Annotated in this window: 12 protein-coding genes, 1 tRNA gene and 2 pseudogenes; 6 read left to right on the top strand and 9 right to left on the bottom strand. The window is 49.7% G+C overall.

What is annotated here, in order from left to right; translation table 11 throughout:
• Both Q0W37_RS13880 and Q0W37_RS13875 read right to left on the bottom strand, forming a co-directional pair.
• A partial coding sequence (locus tag Q0W37_RS13880) for a cadherin domain-containing protein (RefSeq protein WP_297702151.1) occupies window positions 1-3169 on the bottom strand: 3169 nt, incomplete at its 3' end.
• 206 nt (window positions 3170-3375) lie between these two features.
• A complete protein-coding gene (locus Q0W37_RS13875; protein ID WP_297702150.1) occupies window positions 3376-5148 on the bottom strand; it encodes a long-chain fatty acid--CoA ligase in 1773 nt (590 codons plus the stop codon).
• A gap of 135 nt (window positions 5149-5283) precedes the next feature.
• Here Q0W37_RS13875 and sstT point away from each other — a divergent pair, with 135 nt between their 5' ends.
• From sstT to lgt, 4 genes are read left to right on the top strand one after another with little or no spacing between them, the layout of a single operon-like run.
• Entirely contained in the window at window positions 5284-6525 is a 1242-nt protein-coding gene (gene sstT / locus Q0W37_RS13870) for a serine/threonine transporter SstT (protein ID WP_297702149.1), read from the top strand.
• Between the two features lie 29 nt (window positions 6526-6554).
• Window positions 6555-7100: an oligoribonuclease gene (gene orn / locus Q0W37_RS13865; protein ID WP_367186286.1), complete on the top strand. Its 546-nt coding sequence runs from the start codon at window positions 6555-6557 to the stop codon at window positions 7098-7100.
• A gap of 26 nt (window positions 7101-7126) precedes the next feature.
• Window positions 7127-8518 (top strand): penicillin-binding transpeptidase domain-containing protein, encoded by a 1392-nt coding sequence (locus Q0W37_RS13860; RefSeq protein WP_297702147.1) that lies wholly within the window; start codon window positions 7127-7129, stop codon window positions 8516-8518.
• 1 nt (window position 8519) lies between these two features.
• The gene (gene lgt, locus Q0W37_RS13855; RefSeq protein WP_297702146.1) at window positions 8520-9428 is read left to right on the top strand and encodes a prolipoprotein diacylglyceryl transferase; all 909 of its coding nucleotides are present in this window, start codon (window positions 8520-8522) and stop codon (window positions 9426-9428) included.
• Here the strand turns inward: lgt and Q0W37_RS13850 are convergent.
• The 4 genes from Q0W37_RS13850 to Q0W37_RS13835 all read right to left on the bottom strand — a co-directional run bounded on the left by Q0W37_RS13850 (window position 9400) and on the right by Q0W37_RS13835 (window position 12999).
• On the bottom strand, window positions 9400-10728 hold the full coding sequence (locus Q0W37_RS13850; protein ID WP_297702145.1) for a TldD/PmbA family protein: 1329 nt from the start codon (window positions 10726-10728) through the stop codon (window positions 9400-9402). The genes lgt and Q0W37_RS13850 overlap by 29 nt on opposite strands.
• A gap of 26 nt (window positions 10729-10754) precedes the next feature.
• Window positions 10755-10997 carry an XRE family transcriptional regulator gene (locus Q0W37_RS13845; protein ID WP_297702144.1) on the bottom strand — a complete coding sequence of 81 codons (243 nt, stop codon included), beginning with the start codon at window positions 10995-10997 and terminating at the stop codon, window positions 10755-10757.
• Window positions 10998-11008: 11 nt separating this feature from the next.
• Entirely contained in the window at window positions 11009-12634 is a 1626-nt protein-coding gene (locus Q0W37_RS13840; protein ID WP_297702143.1) for a hypothetical protein, read from the bottom strand.
• A 92-nt stretch (window positions 12635-12726) separates the two neighbouring features.
• Entirely contained in the window at window positions 12727-12999 is a 273-nt protein-coding gene (locus Q0W37_RS13835) for a hypothetical protein (protein ID WP_297702142.1), read from the bottom strand.
• 195 nt (window positions 13000-13194) lie between these two features.
• Here Q0W37_RS13835 and Q0W37_RS13830 point away from each other — a divergent pair.
• Window positions 13195-13267: transfer RNA gene (locus Q0W37_RS13830), tRNA-Arg, on the top strand.
• A 224-nt stretch (window positions 13268-13491) separates the two neighbouring features.
• Here the strand turns inward: Q0W37_RS13830 and Q0W37_RS15475 are convergent.
• The 3 genes and pseudogenes from Q0W37_RS15475 to Q0W37_RS13820 all read right to left on the bottom strand — a co-directional run.
• Window positions 13492-13783, bottom strand: a pseudogene (locus tag Q0W37_RS15475) (FISUMP domain-containing protein); the annotation flags it as partial.
• Between the two features lie 165 nt (window positions 13784-13948).
• Window positions 13949-14656, bottom strand: a pseudogene (locus Q0W37_RS15470) (fibrobacter succinogenes major paralogous domain-containing protein); the annotation flags it as partial.
• Between the two features lie 205 nt (window positions 14657-14861).
• Window positions 14862-15761 carry a hypothetical protein gene (locus tag Q0W37_RS13820; RefSeq protein ID WP_297702140.1) on the bottom strand — a complete coding sequence of 300 codons (900 nt, stop codon included), beginning with the start codon at window positions 15759-15761 and terminating at the stop codon, window positions 14862-14864.
• An 85-nt stretch (window positions 15762-15846) separates the two neighbouring features.
• Between Q0W37_RS13820 and metG the strand changes: the two genes are divergently transcribed.
• Window positions 15847-17967 carry a methionine--tRNA ligase gene (metG, locus tag Q0W37_RS13815; protein ID WP_367186285.1) on the top strand — a complete coding sequence of 707 codons (2121 nt, stop codon included), beginning with the start codon at window positions 15847-15849 and terminating at the stop codon, window positions 17965-17967.
• The last annotated feature ends 376 nt before the right edge of the window (window positions 17968-18343 follow it).

The raw sequence follows: 18343 nt of genomic DNA, 5'->3' as shown, positions 1-18343 counted from the left end.
CATTCGAATCCATGACAAACGGAACATCCTTGTCCTCTTCGACAATCGTATAGACGAGATCACGGAATGCAGCATTATAGGCTTCGGGGTCATCAACCACCATGTCGGGGTCAGAGACCTCCATAACACCCACCGTACTACCTATGTCAGAATTTTCCTTGACGGCAAATTCGGCGTTTTCAATCGTCGGAGCTTCGTTCACGTCATCTACACGAATTTTTGTATCGACAGGAACCGATTCTCCATCCTTATCAGTTAGAGTCAAAGTCACGTTAAAATGAACATCTTTATCGGTAGCATCGAAATGATCCGCATATAATGCTTCGTAATTAAGTTTTTCCGTATTTTTTACACTTATTGTGACAAATGCAAATCCTTTCTTAGAGGAATCAGCATTCGTATGCGGAACAACGGTGACAGAGAACAAATCTCCTGCACTCGTAACATCTTCAACCTTATCCTTATCAGTCAAGGTTACCGAGAGATTCTTCAAATCCTTTGCATCGGGATCAAACACTAGAACTTTTGCAAACAGAATATTTTCAGGGAAGTTTTCGACAACATTGTAAATGTCTTCAACTTCAAAAAACTCTGGTTTTTCGTTAACATCATTAATAGTGATTGTAACAAGTGCAGTGTCGTAGAGATCTTTAGCTTCGCCATCAGGTTTTTCTGCAAAACCCATCGACTCGCCATTGTCCTTCACAATAGCCAAAATCTGATACTCATTACGTTCTTCGAAATCGAGTTTGGCTCCTTCGGCAACAGTAATCAAACCATCTGCATCAATCGTGAAAAGACTTGCAACCGGATCATCTTCTGTAACATCGGCAAGAGAATACGTGAACTTGGTCCACACATCTTCATCATCTGTAGTTACCTTACCCACAGGTGTACCAGCAACAGCATTTTCATCAACAGCCAACGTTGTATCATGAATATCAGGTCGTTCATTCAAATCAAGAATTTTAATCGTTATATTGGATGTAACGGTTTGAGCACCTTCGCCATTTGTCGTAGAGGCAGCATCAGTCACCTTAACAGCAATAGTTAATATGCTATCTACTGTTTCATAATTAAGAACGACATCTTTCTTAACAGAGATGCGACCGTATTCATCGATTACATACAAGGCATTCACAGCGTCGTAAGATTTATCTTTCTTATCGAAAGCGAATGTAAAGCGGCTATCATCAACATCATCCACCTGGATAAAGCCTTCTGCCACATCACCAGAGGTGCTATGTTCTGCAATCGTAAACAACGTGTCATGAGCAAAAGGCTTATCATTGACGGGAGAAACTGTGATTGATACCGTATACTCGTCAGAAGTACCTTGAGGAATGTTATTATCAGGATCACCGACATCTCTCACAGTAAACTTGAAGGTTGTATAGACATCTTCGCCACTGAAATCATCCTTCTTTGCAATAAATTTAAGATAATCTTTTCCCAAGTCATCCATAGAAATAAACTGACCACCGGCAGTCAAGGTATCGCCACGATAAACAAGGAATCCCTTTTCAGGAATAGACATAATCGTGACACCTTCCTGAGCAAAGTGTTTCTTCGATTCAAAGTAGAATTCCTTGGAGCTCAATACATAGTATTCATCTTCATCAACAGTAAAGGCTGCATCCTTTGACTGAGGATCAGTATCACCATCAATTAAGTATAGAATAAAAGACCCAGCGTCCTTACCATTCGGCATCACAGCTCCCTGCAAACCGCTAATGTTTAGGCGCAATGCTTCTCGCTCATCTTCAGGAACACCATCCATCTTGACATTAATCCAGACACTATGTGCATCATCTTTAGGAGTCCGCTGTCCGGTAACAAATTCAACAGATCCTTTTTCATTTTTACTACAAAGCGGGAACGGGTGGCCTCCATTTATGATAAAATCCGCTGGTTCCGCAACAGGCTTGCCAAAGCTGGACTTATCGAGATATTCAAAGCAATAATCGAATTTAACATCCGTAACCGGAGCCTTGTCAAGTTTAATGGGCACTTTTTCCCAAGAGCTAAGTTCTGGGAACAAGAATTCCGTACCCACTTCCGGTTCAATTTTAAGAATAGGCGGATCAAATGGAACATACTTGAAAGACTTACCATCAAGTTCATTATCAGTTTCAATAGCTTCAGCAAGGAACTGACCAGCCAAGGTCAGGTTCGAGCCAACCTTGATTTTGCCTTTGGACATAAAGGATCCTTGAATAAAGGCCGTTCCGTGCATCGCAGGCATTTCGAAACCTTCCGTGGTATAGAACAGCAAATTTCCCTTATAGTCTTCAAGGGATACATCTTCAAACGTTTCCGACTCCCACTTATGAGTACTCCAGTTGTATGTCGCATTTTCATCGGCATAAGCCACCTGAATCGTCGTTCCCGCAGTAAGCGAAAGCGGCCCTGTCACAAAGAATCTTGCAAGGCTTTTCTGCGATTGCATTCTGATAATCAGCTTACAATCGTTTCCAAATGTCAAGCTACTCAAATGAAAATCGTACATTTTTTTGACAATTTCACCTGTTTCTTTATCATATTCAATAGGCGGAATATCGATTGTATAGTTAAAATCACCATTGGGAACACTAACAGCCCCCAATTCAATTGCACCAGCATAGTCTGTTGGATAGTCCGGAATGACAAGCTTCATCGGGACATCCTTGATGTTATCGTAGGCACAATCACCCGACGTTGCAGAAGTCCCCACTTGCAAAGTGGCTCCGCCAGCCTGACGCGCCTGTTCTACGTTTTCATTTACAGAGCCTTCAATGCAATAAGTACCAACAAGCTTGGAATTATTGTTACTCATCGAAAGTTTGCCCTTGATACGACCAGGGCCACTAGTAAACTGGTCTTGAGAGGTTGAGCCAGAAACACTACCACCAACGTAAATAGGCCCGCCCAAATACTGTCGAGCATTGCCAAGAGTCATGTCTCCGGTCGTGCCAATAGCACCAACCACATCCGTCAGTTCGGCCGAATGGAAATCAATACTACTGGTACCCCACATCTTAAAAGACATGAGCTCGTCCCAATACTTTTGCATTGTAACGGGATCACTAACGCCACTAAACGTTAGCGGAGCAACATCCGCCGCAAGAGCGGGGACTGCCATGGCCAGTACGAGGCCGAGTTTAATCATTATGTTCTTTCCAAACCGCATAATAAACTCCTAATTTTAAGAGTGTACAATACACCCTTATAATTTTCTCTATGTAAAAGATAGAAAACTTTTAATATTATTACAACACGCTATGCGTATAAAATGTTTACAAAATGTGCTTTTTATGGACATTTTATCCAAATTTTCTTAAAAAAGCAGATTTTTGTGAGAAAAAACACGAAAAATCGGCAAAAATCGAGCGGGTTTTACTCGTACATCCGTTCGATGAGGTCCGCGTAGCGTTCTTCGGCAACTTTACGGCGAATTTTGAGTGTGGGAGTCAAAAGACCGGGCTTAACAGACAAATTATCGCCTATCAGGGTCCATTTCTTGATGCGTTCCCAGTAATTCAGCTTCTTGTTCACGCGTTCAATCTGGCGGTTGATCGCTTCGTGGACTCGTTTCGATTCCAGCGCCTTCCCCATCTTGAAATCTACCTCGGCCCTTTTTAGGAACCGCTTCGCGTTTTCCGCATTCAAGAAGATCAAGGCAGAGACAAACTTTCGGTTGTTCGCAATGACGAGTGCCTGTTCGATAAGCGGATGGCGGTTCAGTTCCATTTCAATCGGGTTCGGGCTCACGTACTTGCCGGTACTCGTTTTCAGGAGTTCCTTGAGGCGCCCCGTCAAGAACAAATAGCCGTCCTTGTCGAAATACCCCTGATCTCCCGTCCTAAAAAAGCCATCGTCGGTAAAAAGTTTCTGGTTGAGTTCCGGCATATTGATATAGCCGCCAAACACGCTGTCGCCCTTGACAAGCACCTCGTTATCTTCGCCGATTTTTACCTGCAGGTGCGAAAGAGGATGCCCCACACTCCCGGGACGCACGAGCCCCGGCTTGTTCACGCACACGACAGGCGAACATTCCGTGAGTCCGTAGCCTTCGAAAACGGGGATTCCCACGTTCATCAAAAAACGGCAAATGGACTTGTTCAACGCGCCTCCGCCACAAATAACCATACGTAGGCGCCCGCCCACCGCCTTACGCATCTGGGAATACACGTACTTGTCGTAAACGAAATGCAACGGGTAAAAAAGACATTTTGACTTTTCGACCATGGCAAACTGGATGGCCTGATCGATAAACCAGCGGCGCAATCCCCACGAGCGCTCCCCTGCGGCGGTCATGCTTTCGTACACACGTTCAAGGATTCGAGGAACCACCGTCATTACCGTCGGGTGCACATCACGGGCTAGCCTTGCCACGTTCTTGGGAGAATCCGCAAAATAGACCTTTATTCCGCAATAGAGATAATAATACAGCGCCATCCGTTCGAACACGTGCGCAATGGGCAAAATCACCAGAGCAGTGTCGTAGGATTTTTTGACATAAAGGAAATCGCTTTTAATAACCTGCAGCTGCGAAATCATGTTGCGGTGCGTCAGGGGAACGCCCTTCGGACGCCCCGTCGACCCGCTTGTGTAAATTACAGAAAACACGTCATCGAGAGAAATCGATTCAAGCTGAGAATGTAGCCAGAACGAGGATTCCTCCTGACGCGACAGCTTTTCGCCCTTTTCAATCAATTCGTTCCAATAAATTCCGTTCGGAGGGAGTTCCGACAAAGAATCGATACAGACAACCGTATTAAACCTGGGCAACAGATCGCGAAGGGCCAAGTCCAGTTCACTGACGTCGTTGACGAGCAAAATTTTGACATTCGATTCATCACACTGAAAATTGAAGTTTTCCGGAGAAATATCGGGGAACAGGGGGACCACATGCGCATGGTTCAGCTGGGTCGCCACATCGGTCATGATCCATTCCGGGCAGCTATTCGCAATGATTCCGACACTTCCGCCGGCCTTGAGCCCACATTCCCTTAACGCAAGCGCAAGCAACTGCGTATGCCTACGCAACTGCTGTCTGGGGTAGTAAACCCATTTTTCGCAATGACGATAATACCAGCCAGGAAAGTCTTCTCTTTCACAGCGTGTAAAAAACATCTGCGCAAGTGATGTGTAGCGATAGTTTCCCATAAATCCTCCAAGGACCTTACAACCGCCTTTCAACAAAGAAAATACATTTATAGTTAAAAAAAAATCCTTTTTTTTACTGAATAAATGAATTTTTTTTCCTAAAAAACTATCTTTATGGCAAAATCGAGGACTGCTATGTTCAAGAAAGTCGTAAGAATATACAACAACACCCGACTGGACATCCGTATCGGCATCGCCATCGTCATCGGGTCCTTACTCGGATTTTTCCTCCCCGGCCAGACTTGGATTAGCGAAATCGGCATCTTGTTCGTGGGAGCCATGAAAGGTATCGCCCCCGTCCTCGTGTTCATATTGATCCTGAACGCCCTGGCTTCCGGTAAGACAAGCCTTGACCGGCGTACCGGTAAAGTCATCGGATTCTACCTGGCAAGCACGGTACTCGCCTCGATTACGGCAATAGCAGCAAGTTTCCTTTTTCCGCAGAACATGAACCTTGTACAAAGTGCCTCGGCAACGGCACGCCTTCCGTCGGGCATTGGCGATGTCTTGAACAACCTGCTTATTCGTGCCGTTTCAAACCCCTTCGAAGCCATTACACAGGCAAACTACATCGGCATTTTGGTGTGGGCCATTGTATTCGGTATTGCCATTAAGATTCATGCGGGAGATGAAACCAAGAATATTCTGAAGGATGCAGCCAAGGCCGTAACGGCGATTGTCCGCTGGATTATCAACCTTGCCCCGTTTGGCATCATGAGCCTTCTGTTTACCTCGATTTCTACAAACGGTATAGGCATTTTCAAGACTTACGGCGCCCTTATCGCCCTTATTGCGGGCTCCATGTTCTTTACGGTTTTCGTGATCGCACCGGCGGTCGTAAGCTTTGCGCTTCGCCGCGACCCCTATCCGCTGGTGATCCACTGCATCAAGGAAAGCGGACTTACGGCTCTCTTTACCAGAAGTTCAGCAGCAAACATCCCCGTAAACATGGAACTCTGCGAAAGGCTGAAACTTGACCGCGAATTTTACTCGGTCTCGATTCCCCTGGGGGCAACCATCAACATGAACGGAGCGGCAATTACAATCGCCATCATGACGCTTGCCGCAGCGCATACCATGGGTGTTTCCGTCGACTTTCCGACTGCCATTACGCTATGCATCGTTTCGACCATTGGCGCATGCGGTGCTAGCGGCATTGCCGGCGGTTCACTGTTCCTGATTCCCATGTCCTGTTCTTTCCTCGGGATTTCAAACGACGTTGCCATGCAAGTGGTTGGCGTAGGCTTTATTATCGGAGTCATTCAGGACAGCCTTGAAACGGCACTCAACTCCTCCACCGACGTGATGTACACGGCAGCCGCAGAATACGGAGAATGGATTTCCGAAGGGAAACCGCTCCCCAGAAGATTTAAGTAATTTTCTACATTTCTTGCGTTATGGCAAGAATTAAAAGTGCACCGAACCTCGTCTGGATGGATCTCGAAATGTCGGGACTGGAGCCGGAGAGGGATGTCATTCTCGAAATTGCGACAATCGTTACCGACCCGAACCTGAATATCTTGGCAGAAGGGCCAGTCCTCGCAATTCACCAGACCGAAAACGTTTTTGAAGGCATGGACGACTGGAACAAGCGTCACCACACCCAGAGCGGGCTCGTGGAACGCTGCCGGAAGTCAACGCTCTCTATGGCAGATGCCGACAAGATGACGCTTGACTTTATCAAGCCCTTTACCACCGAACGCGGGAACGTGCTGTGCGGAAATTCCATTACGCAGGACAGGCGCTTTCTGTACAAGTACATGCCGCTCCTTTCGGGCTGGCTCAACTACCGCAACATCGACGTGAGTTCCATCAAGGAGCTTTCGTTCCGCTGGTACCCCACGCTCCCCGAATTCGAGAAGATGGAAAAGCACCAGGCCCTGGACGACATCCGCGAAAGCATCGCCGAGCTCGAATACTACCGCAAGACGATTTTCAAGACAAGCTTATAAGTTGAATTTACAGGCAACTTTTTAATATGGACTTCAACAGTTACCAGCCACCCAAATACCAACCGCACAAGCGGCTCCCCTACGCCGTCAGAATTCGCAACAGAATTATTGTTTTCGCCGTTTTTATGGGCATTTGCGCCCTGATGGGAACTTGTATCTTTGGCGAGAAAGAAGCGCCGAAACAACCGGCAGAAAAGGCCGACGAATATGTAGAAGAACAGGAGTCCCCGGTCACAAACGACGTTACAACGCAGGCCGAGCAGGTTGCACCAGAAACGGGAGCGCCCAAAACAGAACTTTTCCCCAAGGCCGACTCCGAGGATATCGCGAACATGCAGGCAAATGTTGCCGCAGCCGTTGCCCCGACCGAAATGCCGCCAGAAGTGGAAGTAATCGACAGTACGCACATCAAGGCGCAGGCCGACGTGTTCATGGCCGAAAAGATCGACAACCTGCTTCGCCGTTTCCGCCCCGAGTACGCAGTCATCTTGATGGTGGACCCGAAGACAAACGAAATTATCGCCTGGGGTGAACGCCGCGACAACCGTGTGCAGGAAAAGCCCGACTATTTCATCAAGAACACCTTCCCGGCAGCCTCGCTTGCAAAGACGATTACGATTGCCGCTGCCATGGAAAGCAACCGCTACTCGCTCACGAGCCAGATTCCGATGATTGGCGCTAGCCACACCCTCTACAGGAACCAGCTGCGCGTGAAGGAAGGATTCAAGGGGCCGTTTATCGAGATGCAGGACGCCTACGCGAAGTCCGCCAACCCGCCGCTTGCGCTGATCGGTATGAACGTGGGTGCAGACCGCCTGAAATCGGCCGCCAAGAAACTCGGCTACAATATGAACTTCCCCGCCGGACTCCCCGGACGCTCCGTATACGCTCCGCCCGATACCGGCTACGGCCTTGCCGAGGCAAGCTGCGGATTCACCGAAGCGACGACTCTCACGCCGCTCCTTGCCGCAGCCCAGGTCCGTTCGATTCTCATGAAGCAGCCGCTTGAAATCCCATGGGCAAAGAACCTCGACGGCTACGCCCCCAAATCACGCATCGCACTTGAAGTCGGCAAGTTCACCGAGAACACCTACTACGGGCTCCGCGAGGCGATGGTACGCAGCGTAACCAACGGAACTGCCCGCAAGAACATTTCGACCAGACATATGGCCCGCAAGAACTACGCCGCCCTGACGATCGGCGGAAAAACGGGTTCGCTCGACGGACACGACCCTTACGGACGCTACGAATGGTTCATGGGCTTTGCACAGTCCAAGGAAAATCCGGGCAAGGCGGTCGTGCTTGTAATTATGCAGGTGCACGACTTGCAGGGCGTACGTTCGCAACCGGCTACGCAGGTCGCCGCGATGCTGTTTAACTACTGGGCTCATCAGAATCTCCCTAAACAAGGAAAGTAAAATGGAACCGACATGGTGGAACCTTATCCCTTCTTATTTTGATGGAACGGCCTTTACGCTCGGGAGTTTCCCGGTGCGCTGGTACGGCATCATGTACATTTTCGCCTTTGTCACCGCATACCTGACGCTTATGCACGTGAACAAGAAAGAAAAAATGGGCTACACGAAGGAACAGTTCGACAGCCTGTTCACCTGGATTATCGCGGGAATCATTCTTGGCGCACGCCTCGGCTACGTGTTTTTCTACAAGCCGGGCTATTACCTTGCAAACCCGACCGAAATCATTTTCCCGATGACCCACGATGCGCTCGGTTACCACTTTACGGGAATTTCGGGCATGAGCTACCACGGCGGCATGATTCTCGGAACGATTTTCACCTACATCGGACTCAAACGCAACAAGATGGAAGTCTGGAAAGGACTGAACCTCTGCTTCTTGGTGGCACCGCTCGCCTATACCTGGGGCCGTTGGGGCAATTTCATTAACGGAGAGCTCTTTGGTGAAGTCACCACAAGCGGTATTGGCATGTGGTTCCCGCTCGCCCACGACAGCCCCATGACGAACCCGATTCTACACCACCCGAGCCAGCTTTACGAAATGCTCTTTGAAGGCGTAATCCTCTTTGCGGTTCTGTACAACTTAAGACGCATTCCGCTGTTGCGTGACAAGATGCCCTGCCTGTACCTGATGGGCTACGGGCTCTTCAGATTCTTCATCGAATTTTTCCGCAGGCCCGATGCACACCTTGGACGCGTGGACCTGTTCGGCATGAGCCGCGGACAGACGCTTTGCAGCTTGATGTTCCTGACCGGGCTCATTTGGCTGATTGTGCTGATTTACAGGCAGAAGACGGTTCGACAAGCTCACCGACCTGAAACCGCTAGCAGCTCACAGCAAGTTCAGAAATAGCGAGCGCGGGGACTTTCACGCCGGAGAACGGATTGTAGTATTCGTTGCCGACTCCAACCACATTCTGGATGATGTCGAAGAAATTCCCCGACAAAGTAACTCCGTCGACAGGGTGTTGAATCACACCATTTTCACACCAGAAACCGTGGGCTCCGATACTGAGTTCGCCACTCACGGAACTGCAACCGGAGCCGCCTTCGAGGCGCACCACCAAAAGGCACTTGGGGAACAGTTTCAAGAGTTCTGCCGTCGAGCACTCCCCTGCCGGAACGAACATGTTCCAGAATGCAGTGGACATCTTGGAGCCGAAATCGCGGGCACCGTTACCCGTCGTGGCACGGCCTGCCTTGGCTGCTGTTTCCAGATTGTAGAGTGCTTCGTTAAAGACCCCGTCCTTGATGACTTCGACGCGACGAGTCAGGCTGCCTTCGGAATCAAAGAATATCTTGTGGCAGAAGTTTTCACTCAGCGGATCGCTCCACAGAGAAAGTTTATCGGAAGCGATTTTCTGGCCTTCTTTACCGGCAAGGCGCGAAGTCCCCTTCTGCATCGATTCGGCGATAAACGGCGAGGCGTACATTCCCATGAATCGCCCCGAAATGCGTTCCGAGAAAACGACCGGAATCTTGCCACCTTCGATTTTTTTTGCACCGAAAAGTTCGGTAGCATAGTTTGCAGCCTTGTCAGCAATTTCGGCAACCGTGAATTCACTCCAGTCGCGACCACTCTTGACAAAGTTGCCTAGCTTGCTGATTCCATCGCGAACCGCGACAGCACCTGCACCGACCGATACAGAATTATCCTTTTCGGTATAGAAAAGTCCCTTGTGGTTTGCAACAATCGAAAAGTCGCGATTCAGGTCGGCACCCAGATAAGGGATATTCTTGATATCCGCGGAACGCGCAAAGGTTTCCTTTTCGAGTTCGATGCAAAAGTCCTTGAGTTCTGCAAGCGTGAGCGATTCCAGCGCCGGATTGTAATCGGGATAATCCGCAGGAATCTTTGCGGGCGCAGGGAGTTCAAAGTCGACCTTTTCGGTCCACTGCGTATGGCAAAGCGCATCCTTGATGGTCTGCGCAATCGCTTCTTTAGTTAGACGTTCGGTGTGCGCATATCCTGGACGTCCGTCCTTGATGACTCGAATGCCAAGCCCCACGGAATCCGAAATCTCGGTATTCTGCACCTGGCCCTGAAAGACCGACAATCCCTCGGAATGGGAATTCGAGGCAATCACGTCAAACTGTTCCGCCACGCCCTTCGCAAGGTCGCACATACAATTTACAGCATCAATAATATTCATAGTAAACAGTGGTTAGTGGTTGGTGGCTAGGATTGAGAGACGCGTTTTGCTTTCGACGCGAGCATGCGCCAGTAGGCGGCGGGGCTGCCGGTCACAGATTCAAGCGCTTCGGCGAGTTCACGGGTGATTTCAACCGTTCCCGCAATCAGCCCTTCGAGAGTTTCCATCGGGACTCCGATGCGGCGTGCAAATTCCGCCTTGTCCATCTTGAGCCATTCAATACCTTCTAAAATCGCCTGTCCCGGAGTGGGAGTTCCATGTCTAGCCATTGCATTATCCTCTAAAACTCTATATCTTTCCAGCCTTCGGCGCCAAAGCGCAGGTCGCGTTCCACAAATTCCCAAATCAGGAGTTTCTTGCCCTTGAGCACACCCGCCTTGCGGGCAAGCTTTTCACGCACCAATGTAGAAGCACCGCCGTCGCTTACTATCGAGGACACCGGTCGGCTGATATTCCTTGCAAAATGAGCAATCCAGCCTGCGTTCACAGGCGCATCCGTCTGGTAAATGCGACTGAAGCTGTCGCCCAGAATCAAAATTTTCGACTTGCGGAAATCGTCTTTAAAAGGAGTCTTGACCGTATCGCGTACCACCGTAGAATCCGAAAGCGAATCTGCCGGGGCTTCCATACGTTCAGAAACATCTTGTTGAGAAACCACATGACCGGTCACCTGTTGCACCTTGAACACGTTGAACTTATTGAGTCCACTCATTTCACCAATGTCGCCCATACGGTCTGCCAAGGAATCCGAAACCACATAGTCCATAGACGGTTCACCAATCTCAATCAAGCCCGCCTCCGCCATCGAATTCACTTTTTTCGCGATTTCAGCTGCAGCAAGTTCTGCACCACGCGGAGTCCAGTGAGTATCGTCATCCAAGTACAGCGCACCCAAGTTTGCATCGTCCGCCTTTGCAGAGAGGAGCGGCGTATAAAGATCCACCGTATTCAGCCCAAGCGCATTGAGCGAATCTAAAATCGCCTTGCCGTGTCCGGCCGCATTTTTAGCAGCAGATTCATTTAAAGCATTGCCCGAACCTACCACCGAGCCCGTCAATCGTTCCGGATAAATACTCGGCTTACCCGGCGTAATCACCACTAAAAGTTCTACGCCCCTCGACTTGAGCTGATCGCGGAACTTAAGTATCGCCTGAATCGGATTGTCGAGCTTTGCACTGCGAACATCCAGCGGTGACGGCTGCACCAGGAATTCTACATCTTGCCGATAGAAAAGCCAGCGGCCCGGGCGCCCCGCACAATCCGATTCGCCTTGACAATTGGCACCCAGCACCACCTTTTCACCGGGATCGTTAAAAAGATTCCACACCGCAAGCTGATACTTAGGGCGGAACGCCAGCACCAAAGCATTTTCGTCTTCGACCTTATTTTCGAACGTACGCAAATAGCGGCTCGTCCACACGCCATAATGCTTAATTCCACTAAACGCGCGCCAGACCGAGAAATGCCCAAATTCGGCCACCACAGCCTTCAACGTGGAATCCACCGACTTGAACGATTCTGGTTCGTCTTCAAGGGAGGCCACCAAGGTATCCGCTAATTTCAGCAGCTTGTAGTCTGCCTCGGCCGTATCGAGTTCAGCATAGCTGTTCACCGAAAGCGCAACCGCCTCCAGATCCGAAAGAGCACTGATAACGCCATCCAGTGACTCGCCCACCTCGGCTCCGCCGGCAATCGATTCTCGCGCCGCAAACCAGGCGTCATTCAACTTGGCCGCCGATTCCACCATCCTGGATTCGCGCTTAAACGGCGTATAAACGACATCCTTGAAAATGTCGAGGCTCATAAAGTGCTTTTCGCCACGCAAGTCCGCCACTGTCTGCACCGTAAACGGGAGCAGCAGCAAAACTGCAAAAACGACGATAAAGGCTATATAAAGTTTTTTCACGATTAAATAATAACAAATGCTAGTCTAAAAGACAGCGGACAAGAGCTCCATCAACTTTACTGTAACTATCAATTTTCACATAACCATCACTGCTACAGTTCCTTGGTAGAGCAAGAGAGATCCTCCCCCTTCAGATAGACCGTATCGACGGTATTTACAAGAGAATCCTTTTCGGCCGTCTGAAACCACTTGCCGTCGGAACAGATTCTAACGGACGGTTCCCCCTTTACCCATGCCAGTTCGCCCTCGTTGTCTCTGGTACATTTAGGCAATTCCTTGACCGAAAGAACCACCTCCATATTCATTTGGTTTATTTGGGTGATGTTCTCCGTTGTTTCCTGTTCGCCACAGGCTACGAAAAACATAACGGTAGCAAATACAACAACGCTCGTCCAATACCTTTTAATCCAAAAAATCTTTTGCTTGATCGACATCATTTTTCCTGAGGGCTCTTTTTTCGCTAAACAATATACATTATTTAATAAAGCGCCAATCTTTCCCCTTTACGCCGTTCCCCTTTTTGACAACTTCGACGCTTATTGCTATATTATGCGCCACTCGCCTGGGTAATTTAACGGGATAAAATACGTCCCTCCTAAGGATGATATCCGCGTTCGAGTCGCGGCCCGGGTATAGTAAAGGTCTCCTGTTTTTGCAGGGGACCTTTCTTTTTTTGGGGGGGGGATTAGCAAAGCAGCCTGCTTTTCCTCTCCAACATTATTTTGTTAACAATTATTGGTTTAAAAAACGCTACGTTAAATTCTAGTCCTTTAGACAACGGACGCTCAAGCCGTAGTTCTTTTCGAGCCTAGCCAGTTGCGCCTTGTCTAAATAGTAATCTATGTACAAATAGTGTACGGAAGTACGGTAAAACCAAAGGCGTCCGTGCCATTGCCGTTTTTATCCCAACCCTTTGTAGACTTGAGAACTTTGCCAGCAATAGACTCCCCACCAATCTCGGAGATCAGCGATTGTTTCATAGTTGAGGTTTTCAGCCATCCAAACCTGAGAACCGATAGTCACCGTCTTGTAGGTTTGAGAGTCGCGAGAATCAGTCAAAGTCCCTTCGACAGGCTCAGGGACCTTGCTGGATGAAGAAGATGATTCTTCAACAGGATCAACGACATTGCTCGATGAAGACGGTACAATTTTTTGACTACTACTTGATTGCAATGTTTTACTAGATGAAGATTTTGCCGAGCTACTGCTAGATTTTGATGATTCGCTAGACGACGAAGTCTTATCAGCAGGTTCAGAGTCCTTGTTCGAAGAAGATGATTTCAATGTTTTTTCATCGTTCAAAAGGCAACGAACAGAAAAAGCGTTATTCTTAACGACATCGTTCAAGAACGCCTTATCGTAATCATCGCCCAAGTACATGTGGTAAGCAATGTCGCTACCGGACTCAGTAGAGCACCAGAAATTTACCCAGAATTTTTCGTTGTAGTAAGTTCCATCGTATTTCCTGTCGCCAGCAGGAAGCGCTGAGAAACCAAACTCATCCGTACCGTTACCTTCACTATTCCAATCGGACTTAGATTTAAGGACCTTGCCTGCGATCAAAGAATCTCCAACTGCAGCGAACAAGGTTTCCCATTCAGTTTTACTTGGCAGATGCCAGCCACTAGGACAAGCTGTTGTCGCAGCATCCCATGTATAAAGCTTTCCGTACTTGGAGCAAAAGCTTCTAAGATCATTATAGCAATAGCTGTTTTCCGTTTCGTAGTTCAGATTCTCCGCCATCCAAATCTGCGTACCAATTGTCACCGTTTTGTACCGTTGATTATCGCGATGGTCAACAAGAACTCCATCTACAAGTTCAGAACCGATGCTCAGCGAAGATGTTATTATCTGACTACTGCTCGATTTGGGAGATTCGCTTGACGAAGATTTATTTTTCCGGCTATTGCTGGATTGCTCAATCGACGAAGATGTTCCTTCGTCAACTTCAGAAGATTCGCCTGATGAAGACGATTTTTCCTCTTGTTCCGCAAGCCATTGTTCATATTCATCATCAATCATCGCTTCGTAGTCGGTGCAGGCAGAAAGCGTGAGAAGAATCGTGCATAAAGCATAAATAGAGATCTTTCGACTCCACTTCGTGGAGTTTACCCTGAGCTTGTCGAATGGGCTCAAGATGACACCTATCTTCGTTCCATCCACAAACATTCTTTCGTCTCTCGTCTGTAGGGCGCAGCCCGTTCTTTCGTCTAACACAAACCCCTCCCTAGAACACAAAGCTCAAGCCAATACCTAACGCACCGGCGATGGCGACGCCGATTCCAACACCGCGAAGGATTTGCCCCCTGTGAGCCTTATCCTTGTTGCGTTCGTACTCTTTGGTGCTATCGAAACCTCTTTCGTGGGCATCGCGCGCACGATCGTTCCCAACAATCGCCAAAACAACGCCCGTCACTGCCGTCAGCGTACTGATGCTCAGGGGAACCCAGTGGATTCCTGCTTTTTCGGCAAGTTCTCCATCCACGTTCGTCGGGATACTTTCACCCACCTGCGGTCCAGACTTGCCATCAAGTTCGTCGTAAGCATTATTTGCAAGCGCGACTACCGAATCCCGGGCAGGTTCAGTTGAAACTTCGGCGGGGACTTCAGCTTTTTCTTCAAAAACTTCCTGAGGCTTGCTTTGATTAGCATCCCTAATCACCCTGAAAAAATCGGCGGATTTTTGTTCTATAACGCCCAGAAGTTCCTCAACGTTTGCTCCGCGACCATTGAAACTCGCGATAAGCTTATTACCCGCAGTTTCATAAAGTTCCGCAGACAACGTAAGCGACGCTCCAAAGGTACTCACACGAGCTTGGCACACGTAATCGGCCGAGATGTTCTTACCCGTTTCAACAAGGCAGCTGCCTTCGCAATCTTCGATAGCCTTGCCGGGAGGCAACATCTGCTGGATATTTTCGCGAGTCATAATGGTGTAGTTCTGCGCTGCGGGGAGCTCCTTGACAGCCTCTTCGCGCAGCACATTCGTCAAGTACTGGCGATCCTGAAGCGACACGTTATCTTTCGCTGCGCCATCCGCCATCGTCTCAAGGACAGCCACGTGCGTCGCAAACGAGAACACAGTCGAAAACAATAGAAAAACAAAAAACAGCAGGGAACGTTTCATGCTACGAATATAGATTTTTACAAACAATAAATATTGAGCAATTCAATAACAGAATGCAAAAATGCGCTAGGGGAACGCCCATTCTTTGAAGCGAACACCTTTGCCGTTTCAACACCTTTTTTCTAAATTTGGGCACATGAAAAATTTTTACGTTACTACCCCGATTTATTACGTGAATGACGCCCCGCATATTGGGCATTCCTACACCACGGTCTTGGCCGATATTCTTACCCGTTTCCACAAGATTCTGGGCTACCAGACCTTCTTCTTGACCGGTACCGACGAACACGGCCAGAAGGTGCAGCGCGCCGCCGACAAGCGCGGCGTGACTCCGCAGGAACACGTGGACGAATACTACCACCGCTTCGAAGACCTGTGGAAGAAGATGGGTATCGGTAACGACTTCTTTATCCGCACCACAATGCCCGAACACAAGGCTTTTGTGCAGGAATGCCTGCAGAAACTCTGGGACAAGGGTGAAATTTACTCGAAAGAATACGAAGGCTGGTACTCCGTCGGCGAAGAACGCTTCTTCAGCGAAGACGAACTCGACGAAAACAAGTGCGACCCCATCAGCCACCGCCCGGTGGAATGGCTCAAGGAAAAGAACTACTTCTTCAAGATGGGTTCTTACCAGCAGAAGTTGATTGACTTCCTCGAAAGCCACAAGGACTGGATTGTGCCGGACTACCGCTGGAACGAAATCCGCGGGTTCCTGCGCCAGCCGCTGAACGACCTCTGCATCAGCCGCCCGAAGGCCCGCCTCAGCTGGGGCATTCCGCTGCCGTTCGACACCGACTACGTGACCTACGTTTGGTTCGACGCCTTGCTCAACTACGTGAGCGCCTCCACCGCCTTCCACAAGACTTACGCCGATGGCACACCGATTTGGCCCGCCACTTACCACCTCATCGGTAAGGACATTTTGACGACTCACAGCGTGTACTGGCCGACCATGCTCATGGCACTCGACATTCCGCTTCCGCAGCACATCCTCGCCCACGGCTGGTGGCTCGTGAACGGCGGCGAAAAGATGAGCAAGTCCGCTGGCAACGTGGTGAACCCCATGGACTACATGGAAAAGTACGGCATCGACGCATTCCGTTACTTCCTCGCCCGCGAAATGGTCGTCGGTCAGGACGCCAACTTCACTCACGAAGCTTTCGTGCGCCGCATCAACAGCGACCTCGCCAACGACCTCGGTAACGTGCTGAACCGCGTGCACCGCTTGGTCATCACGAACTTTGAAGGCAAGCTCCCCGCCGCCACCGCAATCGGCGACGCCGAAAATGAAGTCATCAATCTTGCAAACAAGGTGATTGCCGAAATCAAGGAAGGCCTGCCGCAGGCTCGCCTCTCGCAGTCTATCGAAACCATCATGCAGCTCGTGCGTAGCATCAACCGCTACCTCGAAGTCAAGGCTCCGTGGAAACTCGCCAAGGACCCTGCCGCGAAGGACGAACTCGCGACTGTACTCTACGTTTCTGCCGAAGCCGTGCGCCTTTCCCTCTGCTTGCTGTGGCCGGTAATCCCCGCCAAGGCAGAAGAAGGCCTCGCCATGATCGGTTCCAAGTTCCAGAGTGCCGACGACCTCGCTTGGGGAATCCTCAAGGGTGGCGAAGCATTCGGCGAAGGCAAGCCGCTCTTCCCGCGTATCGAAGAAGAAGTCAAGAAGCAGGAACCGCAGCAGAAGCCCAAGCAGAACAAGCCCCTGATGGCCGCCGATGTGCCCGCCGCTATGGACATGCGCGTGGCCCAGATTAAGGAAGTGGCCGACCATCCGGATGCCACGAGCCTCTACGTGCTCAAGGTGGACGCCGGCGAAGGCGAACTCCGCACCATCTGCAGCGGCCTCAAGAGCAGCTACAAGGCCGAAGAACTCCAGGACAGGAAGATTCTGTTGTTCGCAAACCTCAAGCCGAGCGCTCTCCGCGGCATCATGAGCCAGGGTATGCTTTTTGCGGGCGACCTCGACGCAGAAGCTCACACCTGCCGCCTCGTCTCTGTACCTGAAGACGCCAAGCCCGGTGACCGTGCCCTCTTCAAGGGTGTGGCTCCCAGCGAACCGCGTGAACTCAAGGTGAAGGACTTCGAGAAGATCGCGCTCTCCGTGAAGGGTGGCGCCGTGTTCTGCGACGCCCTCGCTCTCGAAGTGAACGGCAAGCCGGTGACCTGCGACGTGCAGGATGGTAATGGAGTCCACTAGTAAATAGGACCGCGAGGCTCTATCGCCTCGCTCTCGCCAAAAGCGTGCAAAACGAGTGTCGCAAAATTATGCTTGCATAATTTTATGACCGAGTGAAGCCGCGGACGCTGAAAGCGTCAACCACGACTCGTTAATACGAGGCGTTTGTTGCTTACGGAAAGACTGGGCTGGCTAGAAATAAGTCGCCCCAAAATTCAAGATCCTCAATGTTTTTGAGGGTCTTTTTTAATGGGCTTGTATTCTTCGAAGGCTTCTTTGTTTGCACGTAGGTTCGGCCCGTCCCAGTCGAATAGGGCGGCACCCCATTCCCCACTTAAAGTGGGTTCCCAGAAGAAAGCGCCTATCCAGCGGTCCATGCCGCGGATTAATTCGTCTG

Origin of the sequence: uncultured Fibrobacter sp. (genome assembly GCF_947166265.1) — a bacterium.
GTDB lineage: Bacteria > Fibrobacterota > Fibrobacteria > Fibrobacterales > Fibrobacteraceae > Fibrobacter.
This window is presented reverse-complemented; position numbering and strand designations above follow the sequence as displayed.